Raw genomic sequence first — 23,608 nt, 5'->3', positions numbered from 1 at the left:
CGCTCACTGCCCCTCTCCCGCGCTTCGCTTCGCTCGCTTGCCCTCTCCCCTGAAGGGGAGAGGGATAGAAGGAAATAATATGGCATCCCATTCCGGCCTGATGACGATCATGGACCGCGCCGCGCGCAAGGCCGGCCCGCGCCTGCGTCGTGATTTCAACGAGGTTCAGCAGTTGCAGGTCAGCCGCAAGGGGCCGGCCGATTTCGTCTCAATGGCCGATCAGCGCGCCGAGCAGACGCTGTATGAAGAATTGTCGCGCGCGCGGCCCGATTGGGGTTTCCTGATGGAGGAGCGCGGCGAGGTCGCGGGCGACCCCAACAAGCCGCGCTTCATCGTCGATCCGCTCGATGGCACGACCAACTTTCTCCACGGCATTCCGCATTTCGCGATTTCGATCGCGGTCGAGGAGCCGATGCCCAATGGCAAGCGCGAGATCACCTCGGGCCTGATCTATCAGCCGATCACCGACGAAGCGTTCTGGGCCGAAAAGGGGCGCGGCGCGTGGGTGCAGGAGCAGCGGCTGCGCGTATCGGCGCGCCGCGACCTGGCCGATTCGCTGATCGCGACGGGTATCCCGTTCCTGGGGCACGGCAATTTCGTCGAATGGAGCCGCATTTTCGGTGCGATTGCGCCGGAAGTCGCTGGGATCCGGCGGATGGGATCGGCCGCGCTCGATCTCGCCTGGGTCGCCGCTGGCCGGTATGACGGCTATTGGGAATCGGCGCTGCAGCCGTGGGACGTCGCGGCAGGGCTGTTGCTGGTCAAGGAGGCCGGTGGTTTCGTCACCGATTTCCGGGGTGGCGACCGCATGATGGAGCGCAGCGAATTCCTGGCGGCCAACGACGCGCTGCAATCGCGTTTGCACAAGCTGCTCGCGGGGGCACTCCGCTAAAATTTCGTCTCTCCCTCGACGCGAAGGGGAGCGGTACAGTCGAGCACAAACGCGATCGCTTCGTGGCTTTGTGTCTTCGTGCGAGAAGCTGTTTTTGCTCGCACGAAGACACAAAGCCATAAAGAGCAGAACCGACTGCCACCGGCTGCGCTTATGGGCGAGACCGTCGGTCCTTTGGGGGAAGGATTTTAGTTGCGATTCATTCTCACTCCCGCGACCCTTGCCCCTCAAAGTGCATCGTCCTAAAGCCCACGCACACCTGTTCGCACATGCGAGAAACCCATTGGTTGACCTGTCCCACTATTTGCCGATCCTGCTGTTCCTCGGCGTGGCACTCGCGCTCTCCAGCGCGTTCGTGTTTCTGCCGATGATCGTTGCCCGCCTGACCGGCGCGCACAAGCCGACCCCCGAAAAGCTGAGCGAATATGAGTGCGGCTTCCCCGCGTTCGAAGATCCGCGCAGCCAGTTCGACGTGCGCTTTTATCTCGTCGCCATCCTGTTCATCATCTTCGATCTGGAAGCGGCGTTTCTGTATCCCTGGGCCGTGTCGGTCTTCAAACTTGGCTGGGTCGCCTGGGGCTCGATGATGCTGTTCATCGTCGAACTGGCGCTCGGCCTGGTCTATGCGTGGAAGAAGGGAGCGCTCGAATGGGAGTAGAACTCATCCGTCCGTCCGGTCAGGATATCGTCCAGCCCGACGCGTCGTTCTTCAACGATCTCAATGGCGAACTCGGCGACAAGGGTTTCCTCGTCACCTCGACCGAAGAACTGTTCCAGTGGGCGCGTACCGGCTCGCTGTGGTGGATGACCTTCGGGCTCGCCTGCTGCGCGGTCGAGATGATCCACGTCAACATGCCGCGCTATGATCTCGAGCGTTTCGGCGCGGCACCGCGCGCGTCTCCGCGCCAGTCGGACGTGATGATCGTCGCAGGCACGCTGTGCAACAAGATGGCCCCGGCGCTGCGAAAGGTCTATGACCAGATGTCGGAGCCGAAATACGTCATCTCGATGGGGAGCTGCGCCAATGGCGGCGGCTATTACCATTACAGCTATTCGGTGGTGCGTGGCTGCGACCGGATCGTGCCGGTCGACATCTATGTGCCCGGTTGTCCGCCGACCGCCGAAGCGCTGCTCTACGGCATCATGCAGCTTCAGCGGAAGATCCGCCGTGTCGGGACGATCGAACGGTGAGGGCCCCCGCTCCAGCCTATGTCGCCAATGATGGCGTAATCGACACCGCGCGGACCGCGCTCGGTGCCAAATTGCTCGCGCCGGTCGAGGCGGTGGGTGAAGTCGCGCTGCATGTCGATCGCGCCTCGCTGGTCGAGACAATGGTCGCGCTGCGGGACACGCCCGGTCTTGAATATCAGCAGCTGATGGAAATCGCGGGCGTCGATTATCCCGATCGCGGCATCGACCGGTTCGAGGTCGTCTATTGCCTGCTATCGCTGACTCGCAATCACCGCATCCGCGTGCATGTGCAGACCGACGACGAAAAGCCGGTCCCGTCGGTAACCGGCATCTGGCCGGTTGCCGGTTGGCTCGAGCGCGAAGTGTATGACATGTACGGCGTGCTGTTCTCGGGCAATGCCGATCTCCGTCGCATCCTGACCGATTACGGCTTTCGTGGTCATCCGCAGCGCAAGGACTTCCCGCTCAGCGGCTATGTCGAACTGCGCTATTCGGAAGAAGCCAAGCGCGTTGTATACGAGCCTGTCGCGCTGGCGCAGGATTTCCGTACCTTCGATTTCATGAGTCCCTGGGAAGGCGCGGAATATGTGCTGCCCGGCGACGAAAAGGCGAAGCTGCCTGAGGAAAAGGGCGCGCCGACCCCGCTCAAGGCCGATGAAATCGTCAAGGCCGATGCTGCCGCATCGCCCAAGCAGGCATCGAGTCAGCCCAAAACGACGGACAGCACTGCGCAGTCCGGTGCAGGCAAGGCAGGCCCTGACGCAGGCGAGAAGCCGGCCAATCCCGATGTCGTTCCCTCCAACGGGAAGGGGCAGAACCAGTGACCGACTATCTCGACCAAATCGAACATCGCCTTGACGGGGAAGATCCCGAGGTCGGCGATGTCGAGATTCAGAATTACACGATCAACTTCGGCCCGCAGCATCCCGCCGCGCACGGCGTTTTGCGTCTGGTGATGGAGCTGGACGGCGAAATCGTCGAGCGCGTCGATCCGCATGTCGGGCTGCTGCACCGGGGCACCGAGAAGCTGATCGAGTATAAGACCTACACGCAGGCGCTGCCCTATTTCGACCGGCTCGATTACTGCTCGCCGCTGTGCATGGAGCATAGCTATGTGCTTGCGGTCGAGAAGCTGCTCGATCTGGAAGTGCCGCTTCGCGCGCAATATCTGCGCGTGCTGTTCGCCGAGCTGACGCGTATTTCGAACCACATGTTGAACCTCGGTTCGCACGTCATGGACGTCGGCGCGATGACGCCGAACCTGTGGTTGTTCGAAATCCGCGAAGACTGCATGAACTTCTTCGAGCGCGTCTCTGGCGCGCGGATGCACAGCGCCTATTTCCGTCCGGGTGGGGTGCACCAGGATGCGCCGCTGAAGCTGCTGACCGACATCGCCGACTGGCTCGATACGCGTTTGCCGCGACTGTTCGAGGACGCGATCTCGCTCGTGGCGGACAACCGCATCTTCAAGCAGCGCAACGTCGATATCGCCACGGTCAGCCGTGACGATGCGATCAAGTGGGGCTTTTCGGGTCCGATGATCCGTGGCTCGGGTATCGCGTGGGATCTGCGCAAGTCGCAGCCTTACGATGTTTACGCCAAGATGGATTTTGACGTACCGGTCGGCACGCGCGGCGATTGCTATGACCGGTTCATGGTGCGCGTTGAGGAAGTCCGCCAGTCGGCGCGGATCATGAAGCAGTGCTTGCGCGATATGCCGGAGGGGCCGATCGCGTCGCTCGACCGCAAGGTAGTGCCGCCCAAGCGCGCCGAGATGAAACGCTCGATGGAAGCATTGATCCATCACTTCAAGCTGTACACCGAAGGCTATCACGTGCCCGCAGGCGACGTGTATGTCGCGACCGAAAGCCCGAAGGGCGAGTTCGGCGTGTATCTGGTCGCGGACGGCACCAACAAGCCGTATCGCTGCAAGATCCGCCCGACCGCCTTCTCGCATCTGCAGGCGATGGACTTCATGGCGAAGGGCCACATGCTGGCTGATACGACCGCCATTCTGGGCGCGATGGATATCGTGTTCGGGGAGTGCGACCGGTGAGCAGCGCACGTCTCGCCACCGCGCATCGCATGATCGCGCTGTACAACGCGCAGGATGCGGACGGCTACGTCGCGGAAATGACCGGCGATGCGTGCGAGGCAATGTACCGCGGTGCCGTGGTACGCGACGGGCAGGAGGGTGTTCGCGCAGGGCTGAAGGCGATGTTCACGCAATATCCCGAGAACCGTGCCGAAGTGCTGTCGTCCTATGTCCTGGGCGATACCGTGGTGTTGCACGAAAACGTCTCGCGCGGTCCCGGTGGCGAGCAGTTCGAAGTCATGTCCCTTTATTCGTTTGAGGGCGACAAGGTCGCCCGCGTGGAGTTCATCCGCTAATGGCCGACGCGCCCAAAATTCCTGACGAAGCCGAGACCCGCGCGCGCTGGGGCGCGTTTGCGTGGAATGAGGAAAACCAGAAGAAAGCGAACGAGATCCTCGGTCGCTATCCCAAGGGCCGCGAGCAATCGGCTTCGATCCCGTTCCTCGATCTGGCGCAGCGCCAGGTTGGTGCCGAGACGCAGACGCAAGGCTGGCTGCCGGTGCCGGTGATCGAGTTCGTCGCTCGGCAGATCGGCGTGCCGTACATGCGCGTGTATGAGGTCGCGACCTTCTATACGATGTTCAACATGGCACCGGTCGGCCGCTATCACGTTCAGGTGTGCGGCACGACGCCGTGCATGCTGGGCGGCAGCGACGACGTGCTGTCGGCGTGCAAGAATAAGGGCCTGTCCAAGGGCCATACCACCCCGGACGGCCTGTTCACACTGACCGAGGTCGAGTGTCTGGGCGCGTGCGCCAATGCTCCAATGGTGCAGATCAACGACGATAATTTCGAGGATCTGGATTACGACAAGACCATCGCGCTGCTCGAGGCGCTGGCCGAGGGCAAGCCGGTGACGGCGGGGTCGCAGACCGGGCGCCGCGATAGCTGCCCGGCAGGCGGGCCGACCTCGCTCAAGGACATGGTTGCCGAGAACCACGATTATCGCGGGGAATGGGCATGAACAAAAACACCATCATACTGATCCTGGCGATCATCGGCGGCATCGTGGTCGCGGGCTGGGTGTTGCGGCTGACGCTGTCGCTGCTCGGGCCGCTGGTCGTGATCGGGCTTGGCGTGGTGATCTATCTCGCGCTCACCGGCAACAAGCGGATCGGGGGGGGCAAGTAACGTGCTCGCGGACAAGGATCGCATTTTCACCAATGTCTACGGCTTCCAGCGTGGACGCTCGACGCCGCGATCATGCGTGGCGATTGGGATGACACCAAGGGCCTGATGGCGCGCGGGCAGGATGCCCTGATCGACGCGGTCAAGGCGTCTGGCCTGCGCGGCCGTGGCGGCGCGGGTTTTCCGACCGGCACCAAATGGTCGTTCATGCCCAAGGAACCGAAGCCGGATCGCCCGAATTTTCTGGTCATCAACGCCGACGAATCCGAGCCGGGTTCGTGCAAGGACCGCGAGATCATCCGGCATGACCCGCACAAGCTGATCGAAGGCGCGCTGATCGCGGGCTATGCGATGCGCGCGCGGGCGGCGTACATCTACATTCGCGGCGAATATATCCGCGAAGCCGAAGTGCTGTTCGCGGCCGTCGCCGAGGCGTATGCCAAGGGTCTGATCGGCAAGAATGCGAGCGGATCGGGCTATGATTTCGATGTGTTCGTCCATCGCGGCGCAGGTGCCTATATTTGCGGTGAAGAAACCGCGATGCTCGAAAGCCTGGAGGGCAAGAAGGGGCAGCCGCGCCTGAAGCCGCCCTTCCCGGCGGGTGCGGGCCTGTATGGCTGCCCGACCACGGTGAACAACGTGGAGTCGATCGCGGTCGTCCCGACGATCCTGCGACGCTCGCCGGAATGGTTCGCCAGCTTTGGCGCGGAGAACAATCGCGGGACCAAGCTGTTCCAGATCAGCGGCCATGTGAACACGCCGTGCGTGGTCGAAGAAGCGATGTCGATCACCTTCCGCGAACTGATCGAGACGCATTGCGGCGGCATTCGCGGCGGGTGGGACAATCTGCTCGCGGTGATCCCGGGCGGATCGTCGGTGCCTCTGGTGCCGGCCGCCGAGATCATGGACTGCCCGATGGATTTCGACGGCCTGAAGAAGGTCGGTTCGGGTCTGGGCACGGCCGCGATCATCGTGATGGACAAGTCGACCGACATCGTCCGCGCGATCAGCCGCTTGTCCTATTTCTACAAGCATGAGAGCTGCGGCCAATGCACGCCGTGCCGCGAGGGCACCGGCTGGATGTGGCGCGTGATGGAGCGGATGCGCACCGGCGACGCGGACATTTCCGAGATCGATACGCTGTATCAGGTGACCAAGCAGGTCGAGGGCCACACGATCTGCGCGCTCGGCGATGCGGCGGCCTGGCCGATCCAGGGCCTGATCAAGCACTTCCGCCCCGAGATGGAGCGGCGGATCACTGAAAAGCGTGGCGGCGGGTTGAGCCCGATGATGGAAGCGGCGGAATGAGCGCTGCAATCGCCTTGAGACAGTCGACACTACCGGTCATGGTACTGTTTGTCGGCTTGATGCCTGCGGTTGCGTTCGGTCAGTTGAAGCCCGAAGTGCAGACCGGCTCGCTCATTCCGGTTGCGCCGCAGGCCGTGGAGGCGAAGGACGCAGGCTTAATCAAGAAGGCGTTTGCTCGGTGCATTTACAATCGCAATAAGAAGGCAGCGGCCGTAATACTAACCTATAGTGACCCCGTGAGCGTGGATATAAAGGCCGCAAAAATCTCCGATGTAGCTAGTACCTTTGACATGTCAGAGTGCCTTGGGAAGCAGGCGAGCGTCACGCAAAACACGCTTGGCTTCAAATTCAAGCGCGAGATGTTACGCGGATTTTTGGCTGAAGAAACATATCTTGCGGGCCACCCTGTCGCGCCTACGCTCGCCCCCGGGTCGGTGGAAGTTATTGATCGGACCTACGTCTCCAATAGCGACAATTTGCCCAAGGCGCGGGCGCTCGGAGCATTTGCAGATTGCGTAGTCTTTAACGATGTGAGCGGGTCGGATGCGTTGCTCCGTACTATGCCCGCAAGTGCGAGCGAGCGAGCGGCGGCACGGGCACTGGCACCCGCATTGGGCAAATGCCTGGAACAAGGCATCCAGTTTTCGATGAGTCCGGCGAGCATTCGCGTCTATGTCGCAGATGGATTGTGGAATCGCTTTTCTCGCCCACAGCAGGCTCAAGTCGCTGCTGCGGCGAAACCATGAATAAGAAAGTTTGAGCGCGAACCATGCCTAAACTTAAAGTCGATGGCGTCGAGATCGAAGTTCCCGCTGGTGCCACCGTGCTCCAGGCGTGCGAACTCGCCGGCAAGGAAATCCCGCGTTTCTGCTATCATGAGCGGCTGAGCATCGCCGGCAATTGCCGGATGTGCCTGGTCGAGGTGAAGCCCGGACCACCCAAGCCGCAGGCATCGTGCGCGCTGCCGGCGGCGGACAAGCAGGAGATCTTCACCAACTCGCCGATGGTGAAGAATGCGCGCGAAGGGGTGATGGAGTTCCTGCTCATCAACCATCCGCTCGATTGCCCGATTTGCGATCAGGGCGGTGAATGCGATCTGCAGGACCAATCGGTTGCCTATGGCCGTGGCCAGTCGCGCTACAGCGAGAATAAGCGCGCGGTCACCGAGAAATATATGGGGCCGATCGTCAAGACGGTGATGACGCGCTGCATCCAGTGCACGCGCTGCATCCGTTTTGCCGAGGAAGTCGCTGGCGTCGAGGAAATCGGTGCGATCGGGCGTGGCGAGAACATGCAGATCGTGTCGTATCTCGAACATGCCGTGACGAGCGAACTGTCGGGCAATGTCGTCGACCTGTGCCCGGTCGGTGCGCTGACCTCCAAGCCTTATGCGTTCGAGGCGCGCCCGTGGGAGCTGAAGAAGACGCTGACCATCGACGTGATGGACGCGGTCGGCACCAACATCCGGCTCGATTCACGCGGTCGCCAGGTGCTGCGCGCGCTGCCGCGCATCAACGAGGACGTGAACGAGGAATGGGCGAGCGACAAGACGCGCCACGCGGTTGATGGTCTTGTCCGCCGCCGCCTCGACAAGCCGTATATCCGTAAAGACGGTCGCCTGACCGAAGCATCGTGGGATGCGGCGTTCCTGGCGATCTCGCAGGTCGATGCGGGCGCGAGCGTGGCTGCGGTCGCGGGCGATCTGGTCGATTGCGAGACGATGTATGCCACGAAGGCACTGCTCGGCAGCATGGGCTCGACCCTGCTCGAAGGCCGCCAGACCGGCATGGATTATGACACGTCGAGCCTGGCTGCGGTCAATTTCAACACGACGATCGCGGGCACCGAAAAGGCCGATGTGATCCTGATCGTGGGCAGCAACGTGCGCTGGGAAGCGCCGCTGGTGAACACGCGCATCCGCAAGGCGATCAAGAAGGGCGCAAAGGTCTTCGCGATCGGGCCGGAAACCGAGCTGACCTATAAGGTCGAATGGCTGGGTGCCGATCTCGGCGTGCTCGGCAATCTGCCCGAGGCGGTGACCGAGGCGTTCGCCAAGGCCGAGCGTCCGATGGTGATCGTCGGCGGGGCTGGGCTGAAGGCGCTTGGCGCGGCGCTGGCGCTGGTGCCGTCGCTGGGTCTGGTCAAGGATGGCTGGAACGGCTTCAACGTGCTGCACATGGCGGCGAGCCGCATGGGCGGGTTGATGCTGGGCTATGCGCAGAAGGGCGGCATTGCGACCTGGTTGCGGCCAAGCCGAAGCTCGCTTTCTTCCTGGGCGCGGACGAAGTCGATTTCGGCGCGTTTGCGGATACGTTCAAAGTCTATATCGGCCATCATGGCGACAAGGGGGCAGCGGCAGCGGACGTGGTTCTGCCGGCGGCGAGCTATGCCGAGAAATCCGGCACCTATGTCAATCTCGAGGCCGGGTGCAGCGCGGCGAGCGCGCCGTCTTCCCGCCGGGCGATGCCCGCGAGGATTGGACGATCCTGCGCGCTCTGTCGGGCGTGATGGGCAAGACGCTGCCGTTCGATACGATCGAGGAACTGCGCGCGGCGATGGCGGTCGATACGCCTGCGCTCGGAACGCTGGGGCTGGCGACGTTCGACTGGGCACCGCCTGCGCTCGACGCGGCCGCTGCGGGCGAGATCGCCGGCTATCCGATCAAGGATTTCTATCTGACGAACGCGATCTGTCGCGCGTCGCCGACGATGCAGCGCTGCTCGGCTGAACTTGTCCACGGCCAGGAATTCGCGGAGCGGCGGAATGACCAGTTTCTTCACCTACCGTTTCGGCCTTCCCTTTGGCTGGGCGTGGTTCCTTGCCACTTTGATGGACATTCTGCTGATCGCGCTGCCGCTGATGCTGGCAGTGGCGATGATCATCTATGCCGATCGCAAGATCTGGGCGTCGATGGCGCTGCGCCGTGGTCCGAACGTGGTTGGCCCGCTCGGGTTGCTGCAATCCTTCGCCGACGGCCTCAAGGTGTTCCTGCAGGAAACGATTGTTCCTTCGGCAGCGAACAAGACGCTGTTCCTGATCGCGCCGATTATCACCTTTACGGTCGCGCTGATCGTGTGGGCGGTGGTGCCATTCGATGCGCGAGCCGCGCTCGCTGATATCAATGTCGGCTTGCTGTATGTGCTCGCCGCGTCGTCGCTCGGGGTGTACGGCATCATTCTCGCGGGTTGGGCGTCCAACTCCAAATATCCGTTCTTCTCGGCGATCCGCGCGGCGGCGCAAATGGTGAGCTATGAGGTCGCGATCGGTTTCGTGCTGATTTCGATCGTGCTGTGGAGCGGCAGCTTCAACCTGACCACAATCGTCGAAGCGCAGAAGAGCGTGATGGGGACGCCGGTCAATGGCTTCTTCCTGAACCCCTTGCTGTTCCCGATGGCGGTGGTGTTCTTCATCTCGTCGCTGGCCGAAACGCAGCGCGCGCCGTTCGATCTGGCCGAGGCCGAGAGCGAATTGGTCGCGGGCTATCAGACTGAATATTCGTCGATGGCGTTCGCGCTTTATTGGCTTGGTGAATATGCCAACGTTATTCTGATGTGCGCCTTGAACGCGACGTTGTTCTGGGGCGGATATCTGCCGCCGCTGGATCTTCCGATCCTGTACGCGGTGCCGGGGATCCTCTGGCTGTTTATCAAGATCCTGCTGTTCTTCTTCGTGTTCAGCTGGGTGAAGGCGACCGTCCCGCGTTACCGCTATGACCAGCTGATGCGGCTGGGGTGGAAGATCTTCCTGCCGCTGTCGCTGTTCTGGGTGTTCCTGGTGTCCGGCTTCCTCATGCTGACCCGCGTTGGAGTTCCGTCATGAGCCTTGCTCAGATCATCAAATCCTACACGCTTTGGGAGTTCCTCAAGGCGCACACTCTCACCCTGAAGTATTTCTTCAAGGCGAAGGCGACGATCAACTATCCGTTCGAGAAGAACCCGCTCAGCCCGCGCTTCCGTGGCGAGCATGTGCTGCGGCGCTACCCGAATGGCGAGGAACGCTGCATCGCGTGCAAGCTGTGCGAGGCGGTGTGCCCGGCACAGGCGATCACGATCGAGGCCGAACCGCGCGACGACGGCAGCCGCCGCACGACGCGCTACGACATCGACATGACCAAGTGCATCTTCTGCGGCCTGTGCCAGGAAGCGTGCCCGGTCGATGCCGTGGTCGAGGGACCGAATTTCGAATATGCGACCGAAACGCGCGAGGAACTGATTTACGACAAGGCGAAATTGCTCGCCAACGGGGATCGCTGGGAAAGCGCCATCGCGGCGAACCTTGCCGCCGATGCGCCGTACCGTTAATCGCCAGCCGACTGTAAGGGGCCCACTGATTCCGTGATACAGGCACTCGCCTTTTATCTCTTCGCGACGATCGTTATCGTGTCGGCCGCGTTGACGATTACCGCCCGCAACCCGGTCCATGCCGTGCTGTGGCTGATCCTCGCTTTCTTCAACGCCGCCGGCCTGATGGTGCTGGTGGGGGCGGAGTTTATCGCGATGCTGCTCGTCATCGTCTACGTGGGCGCAGTCGCCGTGCTGTTCCTATTCGTGGTGATGATGCTCAACATCGATTTTGCGGAGCTGCGCGCGGGGTTCGTGCGCTACGCGGCACTCGGCGCGGTGCTCGCGATCGGGCTGGCGGCGGAGATCATGGTCGCTTTCGGGGCCTGGAGCGCGGGCAAGATCGAGCTCGCCCGCCGCGCCGCGCCGACGCCGGAAACGGTGCCCAATATCGAAGCGCTCGGGATGCTGCTCTACACGCGCTATCTGTTCGTGTTTGAAGGGGCAGGGCTGGTACTGCTGGTCGCCATGATCGGCGCAATCGTGCTGACACACCGCGACCGCACGGGTTCGCGCAAGCAGAACATCGCACGCCAGAATGCGCGGCGTCCGCAGGATGCGACGCGCAACACGCAGCCGACTGTCGGCGGAGGGATAGACCTGTGATTGGGCTCGGCCATTATCTCGTCGTCGGGGCGATCCTGTTCGCGCTCGGCGTGTTCGGCATCATCGCCAATCGCAAGAACCTGATCGTCATGCTGATGGCGATCGAGTTGATCCTGCTGGCGGTGAACCTCAATTTCGTGGCCTTTTCGGGCTATCTGCATGACCTGGTGGGCCAGGTTTTCGCGATGTTCGTGCTGACGGTGGCGGCTGGCGAGGCCGCGATCGGCTTGGCCATTCTCGTTATCTATTTCCGCAGCCGCGGGACGATCTCGGTTGACGATGTCAACCGGATGAAGGGGTGATCGCGACGTGACGTCTATCCTTTTCATCGTTTTCCTGCCGCTGCTGGCGGCGATCGTCGCGGGCTTCTCGAACAAGACGTTCGGGGCGGTCCTGCCGAAGATCGTGACGACGGGCGCGCTGTTTATCTCGGCGTTCCTGAGCTGGACAGTCTTCATCCCATATCTGAGCGGTGGCGAAGCCACGGTGACGCCGGTGCTCGACTGGATCCACTCGGGCGACATGCGCATCGACTGGGCGCTCCGCGTTGATGCGCTGACGGCCGTGATGCTGGTGGTGATCACCAGCGTCTCGGCGCTCGTCCATCTGTATAGCTGGGGCTATATGGATGAAGACCCGGACCAGCCGCGCTTCTTCGCCTATCTGTCGCTGTTCACCTTCGCCATGCTGATGCTGGTGACCGCCGATAATCTGGTCCAGATGTTCTTCGGCTGGGAAGGCGTGGGTCTCGCGTCCTACCTGCTGATCGGCTTCTGGTTCCGCAAGCCCAGCGCCAATGCCGCCGCGATCAAGGCGTTCGTCGTCAACCGTGTCGGCGACCTTGGTTTCATGCTCGGCATCTTCGGCACCTATCTGGTGTTCCACACCATCTCGATCCCCGAAATCCTGCGGCTCGCGCCGGGGATGGCGGGGTCGACGATCGGGTTCGTCGGCTATCGCATCGATACGATGACGCTGCTGTGCCTGCTGCTGTTCGTCGGTGCGATGGGCAAGTCGGCGCAGCTCGGCCTGCACACCTGGTTGCCGGACGCGATGGAAGGCCCGACCCCGGTGTCGGCGCTGATCCACGCGGCGACGATGGTCACCGCCGGTGTGTTCATGGTGTGCCGCCTGTCGCCGATGTTCGAAACGTCGCCCTTCGCGCTGCATGTCGTGATGACGATCGGTGCGGCGACCTGCCTGTTCGCGGCGACGGTCGGGCTGGTGCAGACTGACATCAAGCGCGTGATCGCCTATTCGACCTGTTCGCAGCTCGGCTACATGTTCTTCGCGGCCGGGTGTGGCGCTTATGGCGCGGCGATGTTCCACCTGTTCACGCACGCTTTCTTCAAGGCGCTGCTGTTCCTGGGTGCCGGTTCGGTGATCCATGCAATGCATCACGAGCAGGACATGCGCTATTATGGCGGCCTGCGGAAACACATCCCGCTGACCTTCTGGGGGATGATGATGGGCACGCTGGCGATTACCGGCGTTGGCATTCCGGCGGTGTTCGGCAATCCGATCGCCTTTGGCTTTGCGGGCTTCCATTCGAAGGACGCGATCATCGAGGGCGCCTGGGCCGCTGGCCAGCATGGCGCGTCGATCGTCGGCATCATCGTTGCGTTGCTGACCAGCTTCTATTCGTGGCGCCTGATGTTCCTCACCTTCTGGGGCAAGCCGCGCTGGGAGCAGTCCGAGCATATCCAGCACGCGCTGCACGATGCGCATGGCCACGGCCATGACGATCATGGTCACGACCATGCGCACGCCCATGCCGATCACGGCCATGGCCATGCGGCGCATAGCGACGGGACGGGTGGCTATCATCCGCATGAGAGCCCGTTCCCGATGCTGATCCCGCTGATCCTGCTGTCGATTGGTGCGGTGTTCGCTGGCTTCGTGTTCCACGGCTATTTCATCGAGCCGAGCGCAGGCGAGGCCTATTGGCACGGCGCGATCGCGTTCAACGAGCATCTGATGCATGCGATGCACGAGGTTCCGCTGGGTGTGAAACTGTCGGCGTCGGTGGCGATGCTGCTCGGCCTGCTGGGCGCGTACATCTTCTACATCCGCGCGCCGGAAGCACCGGCCAGGCTGGCCGCGACCTACCGTCCGATCTACCTGTTCCTGTTGAACAAATGGTATTTCGACGAACTCTACAACCTGCTGTTCGTGAGGCCTGCCTTCGCGCTCGGCCGCTTCTTCTGGCACCGTGGTGACGAGAAGACGATCAACCGCCTGGGGCCGGATGGTGCCGCGTGGGTGGTCGAGCGGAGTGCGCGCGTCGCGGGCAGGGTCCAATCGGGATATGTATACACTTATGCGTTCGTCATGCTGCTGGGGTTAACCGGGGCCGTGACCTGGGCGATCAACATTTGGGCGACGAGCAAGTGAGCGGCCTTCCCATGCTATCGATCATGCTCGCCATCCCGGCGATCGCAGCCATTGCCTGTCTCTTTGCCAGTGCGCAGGGCGCGCGCTGGATCGCGTTGATCGCGACGCTGGTCGATCTCGTGCTCGGGATCTGGCTGTGGGCCAATTTCGACATTGGCGGGCCGCAGTGGCAGTTCGTCGAGAATGCCGGCAGCCTGGGCGTGTTCAGCTGGAAGCTCGGTATCGACGGCTTCGCGCTGATGCTGGTGATGCTCAGCGTGTTCCTGATGCCGATCTGCATCGGCGCGAGCTGGGTGGCGGTCACCGAGCGCGTGCAGGAATATATGGCGGCGTTCCTCATCACCGAAATGCTGATGATCGGCACGTTCACGGCGCAGGACATGTTCCTGTTCTACATCTTCTTCGAGGCTGGTCTGATCCCGATGTACCTGATCATCGGCATCTGGGGCGGCGCGAACCGCATCTACGCTTCGTACAAATTCTTCCTCTACACGCTGCTGGGCTCGCTGCTGATGCTCGTCGCGATGCTGTGGATGGTCAGCTATTCCGGCACCAGCGACATTCCGACGCTGCTGGGCACCGATTTCCCGGTGCGCGTGCAGCCGTGGCTGTGGCTTGCTTTCTTCGCCTCGTTCGCGGTGAAGATGCCGATGTGGCCATTCCACACCTGGTTGCCCGATGCGCACGTGCAGGCACCGACGGCAGGTTCTGTGATCCTGGCCGGCGTGTTGCTGAAGCTCGGCGGATACGGCTTCCTGCGCTTCTCGCTGCCGATGTTCCCGGAAGCCTCGGCGCAGTTCGGCTGGCTGATCCTGTCGCTGTCGGCGATTGCGGTGATCTACACCTCGCTGGTCGCACTCGTGCAGTCCGACATGAAGAAGCTGATCGCCTATTCCTCGGTCGCGCACATGGCGATCGTGACGATCGGCCTGTTCGCCTTCAACCGCCAGGGTCTGGAAGGCGCGATGATCGTCATGCTCAGCCACGGCCTGGTATCGGCGGCGTTGTTCCTGTGCGTCGGTGTGATCTATGACCGGCTGCACACGCGCGAGATCAGCCGTTACGGCGGCCTTGCGATCAACATGCCGCGCTACGCCTTGCTGTTCATGCTGTTCACCATGGCGTCGGTCGGCTTGCCGGGCACGAGCGGGTTCGTCGGCGAATTCCTGTCGCTGGCCGGGACCTATCGCGTGTCGACACTGGCGACCTTGCTGTGCACCACCGGGATCATCCTGGGGGCTGCCTATATGCTGTATCTGTATCGCCGCGTGGTGTTTGGCGAGATCGTCCATGACGATGTCCGCACCATGCCGGATTTGAGCCTGCGGGAGATTGCGTTGCTGGCCCCGATTGCCGCCGTTGTGTTGTGGATGGGGGTATACCCTGAGAGCTTCCTCGCCCCGATGCGCGGCGATGTGGCGACCTTGCAGGCGCGGATCGCGCGGGCAGCACCGGCTGGCGATTCGCTGCCGACCGCTGGCAAGGCGCTGGCGACACCCGCCGAACATGCGGAGGCACGGCCATGAACGCTTCGCTGTTGATGACCTTGCCGGAACTGGTGCTGGCGGTTGGCGCGATCGCGTTGATGCTGGTGTCGGCGTGGGGTGGACAAGCGTCCACACGACTGGTGTCGTGGGCGTCGGTTGCGGTGCTGATCGGCGCTGGCATTGCGCTGATGGGCCCGGCCTCGTCGGGCGGGGCGGCCTTTGGTGGTTTGTACCGCGCGGATGCCTTTGCCGCCTTTGCGAAGGTGCTGATCTATGGTGCGTCGGCGGTTGCCATCATCCTCGCGCCGCGCTTCTTCGCGATCGGTCGCGGTGATGACCTGCGTCCGGAATATCCGGTGCTGATCCTGCTGTCGGCGGCGGGTATGGGCATGATGGTGTCTGCGGGCGATTTGCTGACGCTGTATGTCGGCCTCGAACTGCAGAGCCTTGCTGCCTATGTGCTGGCGAGCTTCATGCGGCGCGATGTACGCTCGGCCGAAGCGGGGCTTAAGTATTTCGTGCTGGGCGCGCTGGCGAGCGGTATCCTGCTCTACGGCATCAGCCTGGTCTATGGGTTCAGCGGGACCACGTTGTTCTCGTCGATCGCGACCGCTTATGGCGCGGGGCGTTCGCTGGGGCTGACCTTCGGGCTGGTGTTCGTGTTTGCCGGGCTGGCGTTCAAGATGAGCGCGGTGCCGTTCCATATGTGGACCCCCGACGTCTACGAAGGCGCGCCCACGCCGGTGACGGCGTTCTTCGCCTCGGCCCCTAAGGTGGCGGCGATCGGCCTTGCAGTGCGCGTTGCCGTGGAAGCGATGGGCCCGGCCACGGACCAATGGCGGCAGATCGTGATCTTCGCGGCGCTTGCCTCGATCATCTTCGGTGCGGTTGCGGCGATCGGGCAGACCAACGTCAAGCGCCTGCTGGCCTATTCGTCGATCAACAATGTCGGCTTCGTGCTGATCGGTCTTGCCGCCGGTACGCAGGACGGCGTGGCGGCAGTGCTGTTCTACCTTACGGTCTATGTCGTGATGACGCTGGGCAGCTTCATCGTGGTGCTGCAGATGAAGGATAGCGAGGGGCAACCGGTCGAGACGATCGTCAGCCTGGCGGGCCTGTCGCGCTCGCGTCCGGCGCTGGCTTTGGCGATGGCGACCTTCATGTTCTCGCTGGCGGGCATCCCGCCGCTGCTGGGCTTCAATGCCAAGCTGGCGGTGTTCAACGCCGCAGTGCACGGTGGTTTGTATCCGCTGGCGGTCGCAGGTTTTGTCGCGTCGGTGATCGGTGCCTATTATTACCTGCGCGTGGTCAAGGTGATGTACTTTGACGCACCGGGCGAGGCCTATAGCGGTCGCGCCACGCCGGTGGAGAGCCTGCTGGTTACGCTAGCGGCGCTGTTCGTCTCGCCGGTCGGGTGGCTGACCTTGGGTACGCTCGGCGTGTGGACCACCACCGCCGCCAAGGCGCTGTTCTGACGGTTACGATCCGCACCGTCGCCGAGACGGGGTCGACCAACGCCGACATGCTGCAGCTTGCCCGTTCCGGGGTAGGCGAGGGGCTGTGGTTGCGTGCCGAGCGACAGCTTGGCGGGCGCGGGCGGCAAGGGCGGGCGTGGGTGTCGCCGGTTGGCAATTTCTACGGTTCGACGCTGGTGCGGGTGCGCGCGAGCGATCCGCCGCCCGCAACGCTGGCGCTGGTGGCGGCGGTCGCGTTGGACGAGGTCGTGCGGGCCTATCTTGGCCTTTCGGGGGCGGATGAGGCGCTGCTGATCAAATGGCCCAATGATTTGCTGATTGCGGGTGCGAAGCTCTCGGGCATTTTGCTCGAACGGGCCGATGACGCGGTAGTGGTGGGGATCGGCGTCAATCTTGCCCATTACCCGGATGATACCGATCGCGCCGCCACCAGCCTCGCGGCGCGGGGCGCGGGCGTTGACCCGGCCGACTTCGCCCAAACCCTGGCCGAGTCGTATGCTCGCTGGCTCGGCCTGTGGCGAGGGCAGGGGCTTGCGCCCGTCCGGGCGCGCTGGATCGAACGGGCGCACCGCCCAGGTACCGCGCTGACCGCGCGTCTCGCCGATGGCACGGCGGTGGACGGCTTGTTCGACGGGCTGGGCGAGGACGGTGCCCTTATCCTGCGCTTGGCGGATTGCGCGGCCCGTGTCATTCACGCTGGCGACGTTTTTCTGCTGTGAGAGGCTCTACGCCCATGTTGCTCGCGATCGATGCCGGTAACACCAATGTCGTCTTCGCCCTGGTCCAGGGCCGCACGATCAAGGCGCGCTGGCGTATCGCGACCGACCCGCGCCGCACCGCCGACGAATATGCGGTGTGGCTGAGCCAGTTGCTGACGCTGGAAGGTTATGATCGGAGCGAGGTGACCGGTGTCATCATCGCTACCGTAGTCCCGCGTGCGCTGCACAATTTGCAAACGCTGGCGCGCAAATATTTCGGCGGCGAGCCACTGATTGCCGGCGAGCCGCCGGTCGAATGGGGCATGGCGCTCGATGTCGACGAGCCGCGCAGCGTCGGGGCCGACCGCGCCGTCACCATGATCGCGGCGCACGCGTTGCACAGTGGCGATTTGATCGTGATCGATTTCGGCACCGCGACGACGCTCGACCTAGTCGACTATAGCGGTGCCTATAAAGGCGGCATCATCGCGCCGGGCATCAACCTGTCGCTCGATGCGCTGGTTACCGCTGCAGCCAAGCTTCCGCGCATCGGGATCGAAGCGCCTGCGTCGACAAGCGTGATCGGTCGGGACACCGTCAGCCAGATGCAGATCGGCATCTTCTGGGGCTATGTCGCCATGATCGAGGGGCTGGTTGCGCGGATGAAGGCGGAGGTTGGGCGTCCCGTGCGCGTCATCGCGACGGGAGGCCTCGCGATCCTGTTCGAGCAGCATACCACTATGTTCGACATGGTCGAACCCGACCTTACAATTCAGGGGCTGGCGATTTTGTGGGATCGCGCCCATATAGCGTCCTAGAGTCAGCGTGCGTGCGCCTCCGCCAGAACCCTGTGGTTGTGCGGTGCCCCGCTTCCCCGATCTCTACGAAATTCCGCGCCTGACCGCGCACATCCCCCGGTTCGCGTTCGCGCGACCATCTTTGAAAGAACAGACACCTCCGTGACAACACCCAAGAAAGAACTCCTGTTCCTGGCCCTGGGCGGGTCGGGCGAAATCGGCATGAACGTCAATCTCTATGGCTGCAACGGCAAGTGGTTGATGGTCGATTGCGGCATCACCTTTGCCGATCCGCAATATCCCGGCATCGACGTGATCCTGCCCGACCTGCAATTCATCGAGGAGCGTCTCGACGATCTGGTCGGCATCGTGCTGACGCACGGCCATGAAGACCATATCGGCGCGTTGCCGTATCTGGCCGAAGATCTGGGCGTGCCGCTTTATGCAACGGCGTTCACCGCCGGGCTGATCCGCGGCAAGCTCGAGGAAGAAGGTAATGCCAACCGGGTCAAGCTGAAGGTCATCAAGCCCGATACCAAGGTCGACCTCGGGCCGTTCGGCGTGACCTTCGTGCCGTTGTCTCACTCGATTCCCGAGGCGAGCGCGCTGCTGATCGATACCCCATATGGCCGGGTGTTCCACACCGGCGACTGGAAGCTCGATGCGGCTCCGGTGATCGGCCATCCCACCTCGCCGGAGGCGCTCGAGGCGATCGGTAGTGGCGGCATTCTGGCGCTCGTCTGCGATTCCACGAACGTGTTCAATGCCGAGGCTTCGGGGTCGGAGAGCGATGTGCTGTCGGGCCTGATGGGCGTTATCAGCCAGGCCAAGGGCCGCGTAATGGTAACCTCGTTCGCGTCGAACGCGGCACGGTTGCACACGCTTGGCGTGGTCGCACGCGAGACGGGACGCCAGCTCAGCGTACAGGGGCGCTCGCTCGATCGCATCCTGAAGGTTGCGCGCGCTACGGGGTATCTCAAGGATTTCCCCGACACGATCGATGCCGAGGCGGCGATGCGGTTGCCGCGTGACAAGGTGCTGGTGGTAGCGACCGGCGGGCAGGGCGAAGACCGCGCCGCCTTGGCGCGCGTCGCCAATGGCCAGCACCCGATTTCGCTCGATAGCGGGGACACAGTCGTGTTCTCGTCCAAGCAGATCCCGGGCAATGAAGTCGCGATCGGCCGCATCCAGAATCAGCTCGCCGCCAAGGGCGTGATCATGATCACCGACCGCCAGGCGCATGTGCACGTGTCGGGCCATCCGGGTCGGCCCGAGCTGCTGCAAATGTACCGCTGGATGAAGCCGGAATTGCTGATGCCGGTGCACGGCGAAATGCGGCACCTGATGGAGCAAGCGCGCTTCGGCCTGTCCGAAGGCGTGCCGCGTGCGTTGGTGCAGACCAATGGCGACATCGTACGGCTGGCTCCTGGCGCGCGACCAAGATCGGCAATGCACCGGTCGGACGGCTCGTGCTCGATGGCGACGTAATCCTGCCGGGTGACGGCCAGACGATCAACGAACGTCGCAAGCTGGCGATCAACGGGCAGATTTCGGTCGCGGTGGCGATTGGGTCGCGCGGGCTGATCGGGACGCCGCAAGTGCGCATTCAGGGTATCCCGGTCGAGGAAGACCGCGATCCGTTCCTGGAGGAGACGGTCGATGCCGTCATCGCCGCCGCCAAGCAGAATGGGCGCGACCGCGAGAAACTGCGGGAGAACATCCGGCTGGCCGCGCGCAAGGTCGCGACGCGCTGGACCGGCAAGAAGCCCAATGTCGACGTGCTGCTGATCGAGGCCTAACCGACATGCGGTGGACCTCGGCGCTGGCGATTTATTTCCTGTTCTGGGCGTTCTCGGTGTTCTTCGTCTTGCCCTTCGGGGTCAAGACCAGCGACGAGGCCGGGGTCGAACGCGTCCCCGGCCAGGCCGAGAGCGCCCCGCACGAGTTCCATCCGCGCAAGGTCGCGATCCGCGTAACCATCGTCGCGACGATCCTGTGGTCGCTCTATATGCTGAACTACCATTTCGGCTGGTTGACGCCGCAAATGATCGACGTGTTCGGCGCGTGGAACGGGGTGGAGTAAGCCCCCTCCCGAGCGGGAGGGGGTAATGCGGACGAGGGTTTACCCCTCGTCGTCGGCAGGCTTGCTCTGCAGCTGGACGTAATTTTCGATGCCCATGCGCGCGATCATCTCGAACTGGCGTTCGAGCGTGTCGACATGCTCTTCCTCGCTGTCGAGGATGCGGCGGAACAGGTCGCGGCTGACATAGTCACGGACCTTCTCGCAATGCTCGATCGCGTCGCGCAGAAGCGGAAGCGCGTCCATCTCGAGCGCGAGATCGGCCTTGAGGACTTCCTCAACGGTCTCGCCGATGCGCAGGCGACCGAGCATCTGGAAATTGGGCAGGCCATCGAGGAAAAGGATGCGCTCCGACAGCCAGTCGGCATGCTTCATCTCGTCGATCGATTCGTGGCGCTCGAATGCCGCGAGCTTGCGTACGCCCCAATGATCGAACAGCCGATAATGCAGCCAATATTGGTTGATCGCGGTCAGTTCGTTTTTGAGTGCCTCGTTAAGATACTCGATGACCTTGATATCGCCCTGCATTTATACGTCCTTTTTGCGGTTCGCGGACGATCTTAGGCGACGGCGCGCTCTTCGTCGATAATGGCGCGGGCAACGGGCACGCATTGGCCACATTTCGCCTGACAGCCCATCGCCCGATACGCTTGGCACGCAGTCCGTGACCCGCTGCGTGCGGCAGCGCGGACATCGCGTTCACGGATGGCATTGCAGATGCAGACGACCATGGATTCTCCCTTCGGAACCCATGTTGTATCGCTAATGAGAATGGATCGCAAGCACTGTTGCGATCCATTCTCACAAGAAGTTTCAGCTCTCGACCGGAGCGACGTCGCCCATCAATTTCGGGAAGAAGCCCTCGTGCGCTGCGCGCAGATCGGCGAGCGTGACGACATAGTCATCGTCGGGCAGTTCGAAGATCAGGCGATTGGCGATGGTGCGCCCGATTCGTTCGATCTCGACGCCCGCCGCATCCGCTGCGGTCAGCGTCTCGAGCAGCAGATGGTCGGCGACGGTGGCGACATACAGGCCCTGGTCCTCGCCGAACAGCGCACAAGCGACCCCGCATGGCAGCGGAGCGTGCAGCATCGCACCGATATTGCCCGCCAGTGCCATCTCGGCGACCGTCACGGCAATGCCGCCGTCGGACACGTCGTGCACTGCGGTGAGCGCGCCCGTGGCGATATGCGCACGGACGAACTCGCTGTTGCGGCGCTCGGCTTCGAGGTCGACCGTGGGTGGCGCACCTTCCTCGCGACCATGGACTTCGCGCAGCCATAGCGACTGCCCGAGATGGCCCGAGCGTTCGCCGATCAGCACGATGACGTCGCCGGTGCCCTTGAATGCGATGGTCGCGGATTTCGACCAGTCGGCCAGCAGCCCGATCGCGCCGATCGCGGGGGTCGGCAGGATCGCCGAGCCGCCGCCGGTCGCCTTGCTCTCATTGTACAGCGAGACGTTGCCCGACACGATCGGAAAGTCGAGCGCACGGCAGGCGTCGCCCATGCCATCGAGACAACCGACGAACTGCGCCATGATTTCGGGGCGCTGCGGGTTGGCGAAGTTGAGGCAATTGGTGACGGCAAGCGGCGTCGCGCCGACCGCCGACAGATTGCGATAGCATTCGGCGATCGCCTGCTTGCCGCCTTCATAAGGATCGGCATAGCAATAGCGCGGCGTGCAATCGGTGCTCATCGCCAGCCCCTTTTGCGTGCCGTGGACGCGCACGACGGCGGCGTCGCCGCCCGGGCGCTGGACCGTGTCCGCGCCAACTTGCGTATCATATTGCTCGTAAATCCACCGGCGCGACGCGATGTCGGGCGAGCCCATCAGCGTCAGCAGATCCGCAGCGACGTCGGTCGAGTCGGGGATCTCGCCCAGCGGCCTGACCTTGGCCCAGGCCTGATACTCTTCCTTCGAAGCCGCGGGGCGATCGTAGAGCGGTGCCTCGTCGCGAGCGGGGCGAGCGGGATGTCGGCAACCGTCTCGCCATTGAAGGTCAGCACCATGTGGCCGGTATCGGTGACGTGGCCGATGACCGCGAAATCCAGCTCCCATTTGCGGAAGATGGCTTCGGCGAAATCCTCACGGCCGGGCTTCAGCACCATGAGCATCCGCTCCTGGCTCTCGCTCAGCATCATCTCATAGGGCGTCATGCCGGTTTCGCGCTGCGGCACCGCATTCATGTTGAGTTCGATGCCGACGCCGCCCTTGGACGCCATTTCGACCGAGGAAGAAGTGAGACCGGCGGCACCCATGTCCTGGATCGCGACGATCGCGTCCGAGGCCATCAGTTCAAGACAGGCTTCGATCAACAGCTTCTCGGTAAAGGGATCACCGACCTGCACGGTCGGACGCTTGTCGCCGGTCTCCTCGGAGAAATCGGCCGACGCCATCGTTGCACCGTGGATGCCGTCGCGACCGGTCTTGGAGCCGACATAGACGATCGAATTTCCGATGCCCGACGCCGCCGAATAGAAGATCTTGTCGGTCTCCGCGACGCCGACCGTCATCGCGTTGACGAGGATGTTGCCGTCATAGGAGGAGTGAAAGTTCACTTCGCCGCCAACCGTCGGCACGCCAACGCAATTGCCGTAGCCGCCAATGCCATGCACAACGCCCGAAATGAGGTGGCGCATCTTGGGATGATCGGGCCGACCGAAGCGCAGCGCGTTGAGGTTGGCGACGGGCCGCGCGCCCATCGTAAAGACGTCGCGCAAAATGCCACCAACGCCGGTCGCTGCGCCCTGATAAGGCTCGATATAGGACGGGTGGTTGTGGCTCTCCATCTTGAAGATCGCCGCCTGGCCATCGCCAATGTCGACCACGCCGGCATTCTCGCCGGGGCCGCAAATCACTTGCGGGCCGGTGGTCGGCAGCTTTTTCAAATGGATGCGGCTGGATTTATACGAGCAATGCTCGGACCACATGACCGAGAAAATGCCAAGCTCGGTCAGATTGGGCTCGCGGCCCATCGCGTGCAGGACACGCTCATATTCTTCAGGGGACAGCCCGTGCTGGGCGACGATCTCTGGGGTGATGTCGGTCATGGCGCGGCTTTAGCGAGCGTGGGCGGCGGCGTCACCCCATCCAGCATCAAACCGACATTTTTGC

General features: G+C 62.9%; 21 protein-coding genes and 4 pseudogenes. 22 read left to right on the top strand and 3 right to left on the bottom strand.

Annotated features, from left to right (window positions below; all coding sequences use genetic code 11):
* The first annotated feature begins 79 nt into the window (after positions 1-79).
* The 22 genes and pseudogenes from NW75_RS01510 (at position 80) to NW75_RS01410 (ending at position 20,494) form a co-directional block, all read left to right on the top strand.
* Complete coding sequence (locus NW75_RS01510) at positions 80-892, top strand: inositol monophosphatase family protein (protein ID WP_033963272.1); 813 nt, start codon at positions 80-82, stop codon at positions 890-892.
* A gap of 283 nt (positions 893-1,175) precedes the next feature.
* Positions 1,176-1,550, top strand: a complete 375-nt coding sequence (gene ndhC / locus NW75_RS01505) for an NADH-quinone oxidoreductase subunit A (protein ID WP_010402587.1) — start codon at positions 1,176-1,178, stop codon at positions 1,548-1,550.
* Positions 1,541-2,083 (top strand): NuoB/complex I 20 kDa subunit family protein, encoded by a 543-nt coding sequence (locus tag NW75_RS01500; protein WP_010402589.1) that lies wholly within the window; start codon positions 1,541-1,543, stop codon positions 2,081-2,083. The genes ndhC and NW75_RS01500 overlap by 10 nt, the downstream gene beginning before the upstream one ends.
* The gene (locus tag NW75_RS01495; RefSeq protein ID WP_033963270.1) at positions 2,080-2,907 is read left to right on the top strand and encodes an NADH-quinone oxidoreductase subunit C; all 828 of its coding nucleotides are present in this window, start codon (positions 2,080-2,082) and stop codon (positions 2,905-2,907) included. The genes NW75_RS01500 and NW75_RS01495 overlap by 4 nt, the downstream gene beginning before the upstream one ends.
* Complete coding sequence (locus NW75_RS01490) at positions 2,904-4,139, top strand: NADH-quinone oxidoreductase subunit D (RefSeq protein ID WP_033963265.1); 1,236 nt, start codon at positions 2,904-2,906, stop codon at positions 4,137-4,139. Before NW75_RS01495 ends, NW75_RS01490 begins: the two co-directional genes overlap by 4 nt.
* Positions 4,136-4,474, top strand: a complete 339-nt coding sequence (locus NW75_RS01485; RefSeq protein WP_033963263.1) for a nuclear transport factor 2 family protein — start codon at positions 4,136-4,138, stop codon at positions 4,472-4,474. Before NW75_RS01490 ends, NW75_RS01485 begins: the two co-directional genes overlap by 4 nt.
* The gene (locus tag NW75_RS01480; RefSeq protein ID WP_033963262.1) at positions 4,474-5,142 is read left to right on the top strand and encodes a complex I 24 kDa subunit family protein; all 669 of its coding nucleotides are present in this window, start codon (positions 4,474-4,476) and stop codon (positions 5,140-5,142) included. Before NW75_RS01485 ends, NW75_RS01480 begins: the two co-directional genes overlap by 1 nt.
* Positions 5,139-5,309, top strand: a complete 171-nt coding sequence (locus NW75_RS24195; RefSeq protein WP_156142946.1) for a hypothetical protein — start codon at positions 5,139-5,141, stop codon at positions 5,307-5,309. The genes NW75_RS01480 and NW75_RS24195 overlap by 4 nt, the downstream gene beginning before the upstream one ends.
* A 1-nt stretch (position 5,310) precedes the next feature.
* Positions 5,311-6,614, top strand: a pseudogene (nuoF, locus tag NW75_RS01475) (NADH-quinone oxidoreductase subunit NuoF).
* Positions 6,611-7,360, top strand: coding sequence for a hypothetical protein (locus NW75_RS01470; protein ID WP_033963260.1), 750 nt, complete (start codon positions 6,611-6,613; stop codon positions 7,358-7,360). The pseudogene nuoF and the gene NW75_RS01470 overlap by 4 nt, the downstream one beginning before the upstream one ends.
* A gap of 23 nt (positions 7,361-7,383) precedes the next feature.
* Positions 7,384-9,298: pseudogene (nuoG, locus tag NW75_RS01465) on the top strand (NADH-quinone oxidoreductase subunit NuoG); the annotation flags it as partial.
* A 79-nt stretch (positions 9,299-9,377) separates the two neighbouring features.
* Positions 9,378-10,433: an NADH-quinone oxidoreductase subunit NuoH gene (gene nuoH, locus NW75_RS01460; protein ID WP_033963258.1), complete on the top strand. Its 1,056-nt coding sequence runs from the start codon at positions 9,378-9,380 to the stop codon at positions 10,431-10,433.
* Positions 10,430-10,915, top strand: coding sequence for an NADH-quinone oxidoreductase subunit NuoI (gene nuoI, locus NW75_RS01455; RefSeq protein WP_010402602.1), 486 nt, complete (start codon positions 10,430-10,432; stop codon positions 10,913-10,915). The genes nuoH and nuoI overlap by 4 nt, the downstream gene beginning before the upstream one ends.
* 33 nt (positions 10,916-10,948) lie before the next feature.
* Complete coding sequence (locus NW75_RS01450) at positions 10,949-11,560, top strand: NADH-quinone oxidoreductase subunit J (protein WP_033963256.1); 612 nt, start codon at positions 10,949-10,951, stop codon at positions 11,558-11,560.
* Positions 11,557-11,862 carry an NADH-quinone oxidoreductase subunit NuoK gene (nuoK, locus tag NW75_RS01445; protein ID WP_010402606.1) on the top strand — a complete coding sequence of 102 codons (306 nt, stop codon included), beginning with the start codon at positions 11,557-11,559 and terminating at the stop codon, positions 11,860-11,862. Before NW75_RS01450 ends, nuoK begins: the two co-directional genes overlap by 4 nt.
* Before the next feature lie 7 nt (positions 11,863-11,869).
* The gene (gene nuoL / locus NW75_RS01440) at positions 11,870-13,954 is read left to right on the top strand and encodes an NADH-quinone oxidoreductase subunit L (RefSeq protein ID WP_033963254.1); all 2,085 of its coding nucleotides are present in this window, start codon (positions 11,870-11,872) and stop codon (positions 13,952-13,954) included.
* A complete protein-coding gene (locus NW75_RS01435) occupies positions 13,951-15,480 on the top strand; it encodes an NADH-quinone oxidoreductase subunit M (protein ID WP_033963253.1) in 1,530 nt (509 codons plus the stop codon). Before nuoL ends, NW75_RS01435 begins: the two co-directional genes overlap by 4 nt.
* The gene (nuoN, locus tag NW75_RS01430; protein ID WP_033963251.1) at positions 15,477-16,916 is read left to right on the top strand and encodes an NADH-quinone oxidoreductase subunit NuoN; all 1,440 of its coding nucleotides are present in this window, start codon (positions 15,477-15,479) and stop codon (positions 16,914-16,916) included. Before NW75_RS01435 ends, nuoN begins: the two co-directional genes overlap by 4 nt.
* Before the next feature lie 8 nt (positions 16,917-16,924).
* Positions 16,925-17,635, top strand: a complete 711-nt coding sequence (locus tag NW75_RS01425) for a biotin--[acetyl-CoA-carboxylase] ligase (protein ID WP_033963289.1) — start codon at positions 16,925-16,927, stop codon at positions 17,633-17,635.
* A gap of 14 nt (positions 17,636-17,649) precedes the next feature.
* Positions 17,650-18,432 (top strand): type III pantothenate kinase, encoded by a 783-nt coding sequence (locus NW75_RS01420; protein WP_033963250.1) that lies wholly within the window; start codon positions 17,650-17,652, stop codon positions 18,430-18,432.
* Between the two features lie 201 nt (positions 18,433-18,633).
* A pseudogene (locus NW75_RS01415) lies at positions 18,634-20,210 on the top strand (ribonuclease J).
* A 5-nt stretch (positions 20,211-20,215) separates the two neighbouring features.
* Positions 20,216-20,494: a DUF1467 family protein gene (locus NW75_RS01410; RefSeq protein ID WP_010402623.1), complete on the top strand. Its 279-nt coding sequence runs from the start codon at positions 20,216-20,218 to the stop codon at positions 20,492-20,494.
* 39 nt (positions 20,495-20,533) lie between these two features.
* Here NW75_RS01410 and bfr read toward each other — a convergent pair whose 3' ends face one another.
* The 3 genes and pseudogenes from bfr to purL all read right to left on the bottom strand — a co-directional run bounded on the left by bfr (position 20,534) and on the right by purL (position 23,544).
* Entirely contained in the window at positions 20,534-21,019 is a 486-nt protein-coding gene (gene bfr, locus NW75_RS01405) for a bacterioferritin (RefSeq protein WP_010402625.1), read from the bottom strand.
* 32 nt (positions 21,020-21,051) lie between these two features.
* Complete coding sequence (locus NW75_RS23365; protein ID WP_081988574.1) at positions 21,052-21,222, bottom strand: (2Fe-2S)-binding protein; 171 nt, start codon at positions 21,220-21,222, stop codon at positions 21,052-21,054.
* Positions 21,223-21,304: 82 nt separating this feature from the next.
* Positions 21,305-23,544: pseudogene (gene purL / locus NW75_RS01400) on the bottom strand (phosphoribosylformylglycinamidine synthase subunit PurL).
* Between the last annotated feature and the right edge of the window lie 64 nt (positions 23,545-23,608).

Source organism: Sphingomonas sp. Ant H11 (assembly GCF_000797515.1).
Classification (GTDB): Bacteria; Pseudomonadota; Alphaproteobacteria; order Sphingomonadales; family Sphingomonadaceae; genus Sphingomonas.
Note: the sequence above shows the minus strand (reverse complement) of the source record. Positions and strands in the feature narration are given on the sequence as shown.

What these genes read in the sequence shown, in the direction of transcription:
- NW75_RS01510 (WP_033963272.1), top strand. Translation starts at nt 80, where the DNA reads ATGGCATCCCATTCCGGCCTGATGACGATCATGGACCGCGCCGCGCGC.
- NW75_RS01500 (WP_010402589.1), top strand. Translation starts at nt 1,541, where the DNA reads ATGGGAGTAGAACTCATCCGTCCGTCCGGTCAGGATATCGTCCAGCCC.
- NW75_RS01480 (WP_033963262.1), top strand. Translation starts at nt 4,474, where the DNA reads ATGGCCGACGCGCCCAAAATTCCTGACGAAGCCGAGACCCGCGCGCGC.
- NW75_RS24195 (WP_156142946.1), top strand. Translation starts at nt 5,139, where the DNA reads ATGAACAAAAACACCATCATACTGATCCTGGCGATCATCGGCGGCATC.
- NW75_RS01470 (WP_033963260.1), top strand. Translation starts at nt 6,611, where the DNA reads ATGAGCGCTGCAATCGCCTTGAGACAGTCGACACTACCGGTCATGGTA.
- nuoH (WP_033963258.1), top strand. Translation starts at nt 9,378, where the DNA reads ATGACCAGTTTCTTCACCTACCGTTTCGGCCTTCCCTTTGGCTGGGCG.
- nuoI (WP_010402602.1), top strand. Translation starts at nt 10,430, where the DNA reads ATGAGCCTTGCTCAGATCATCAAATCCTACACGCTTTGGGAGTTCCTC.
- nuoN (WP_033963251.1), top strand. Translation starts at nt 15,477, where the DNA reads ATGAACGCTTCGCTGTTGATGACCTTGCCGGAACTGGTGCTGGCGGTT.
- NW75_RS01420 (WP_033963250.1), top strand. Translation starts at nt 17,650, where the DNA reads ATGTTGCTCGCGATCGATGCCGGTAACACCAATGTCGTCTTCGCCCTG.
- NW75_RS01410 (WP_010402623.1), top strand. Translation starts at nt 20,216, where the DNA reads ATGCGGTGGACCTCGGCGCTGGCGATTTATTTCCTGTTCTGGGCGTTC.
- bfr (WP_010402625.1), bottom strand. Translation starts at nt 21,019, where the DNA reads ATGCAGGGCGATATCAAGGTCATCGAGTATCTTAACGAGGCACTCAAA.
- NW75_RS23365 (WP_081988574.1), bottom strand. Translation starts at nt 21,222, where the DNA reads ATGGTCGTCTGCATCTGCAATGCCATCCGTGAACGCGATGTCCGCGCT.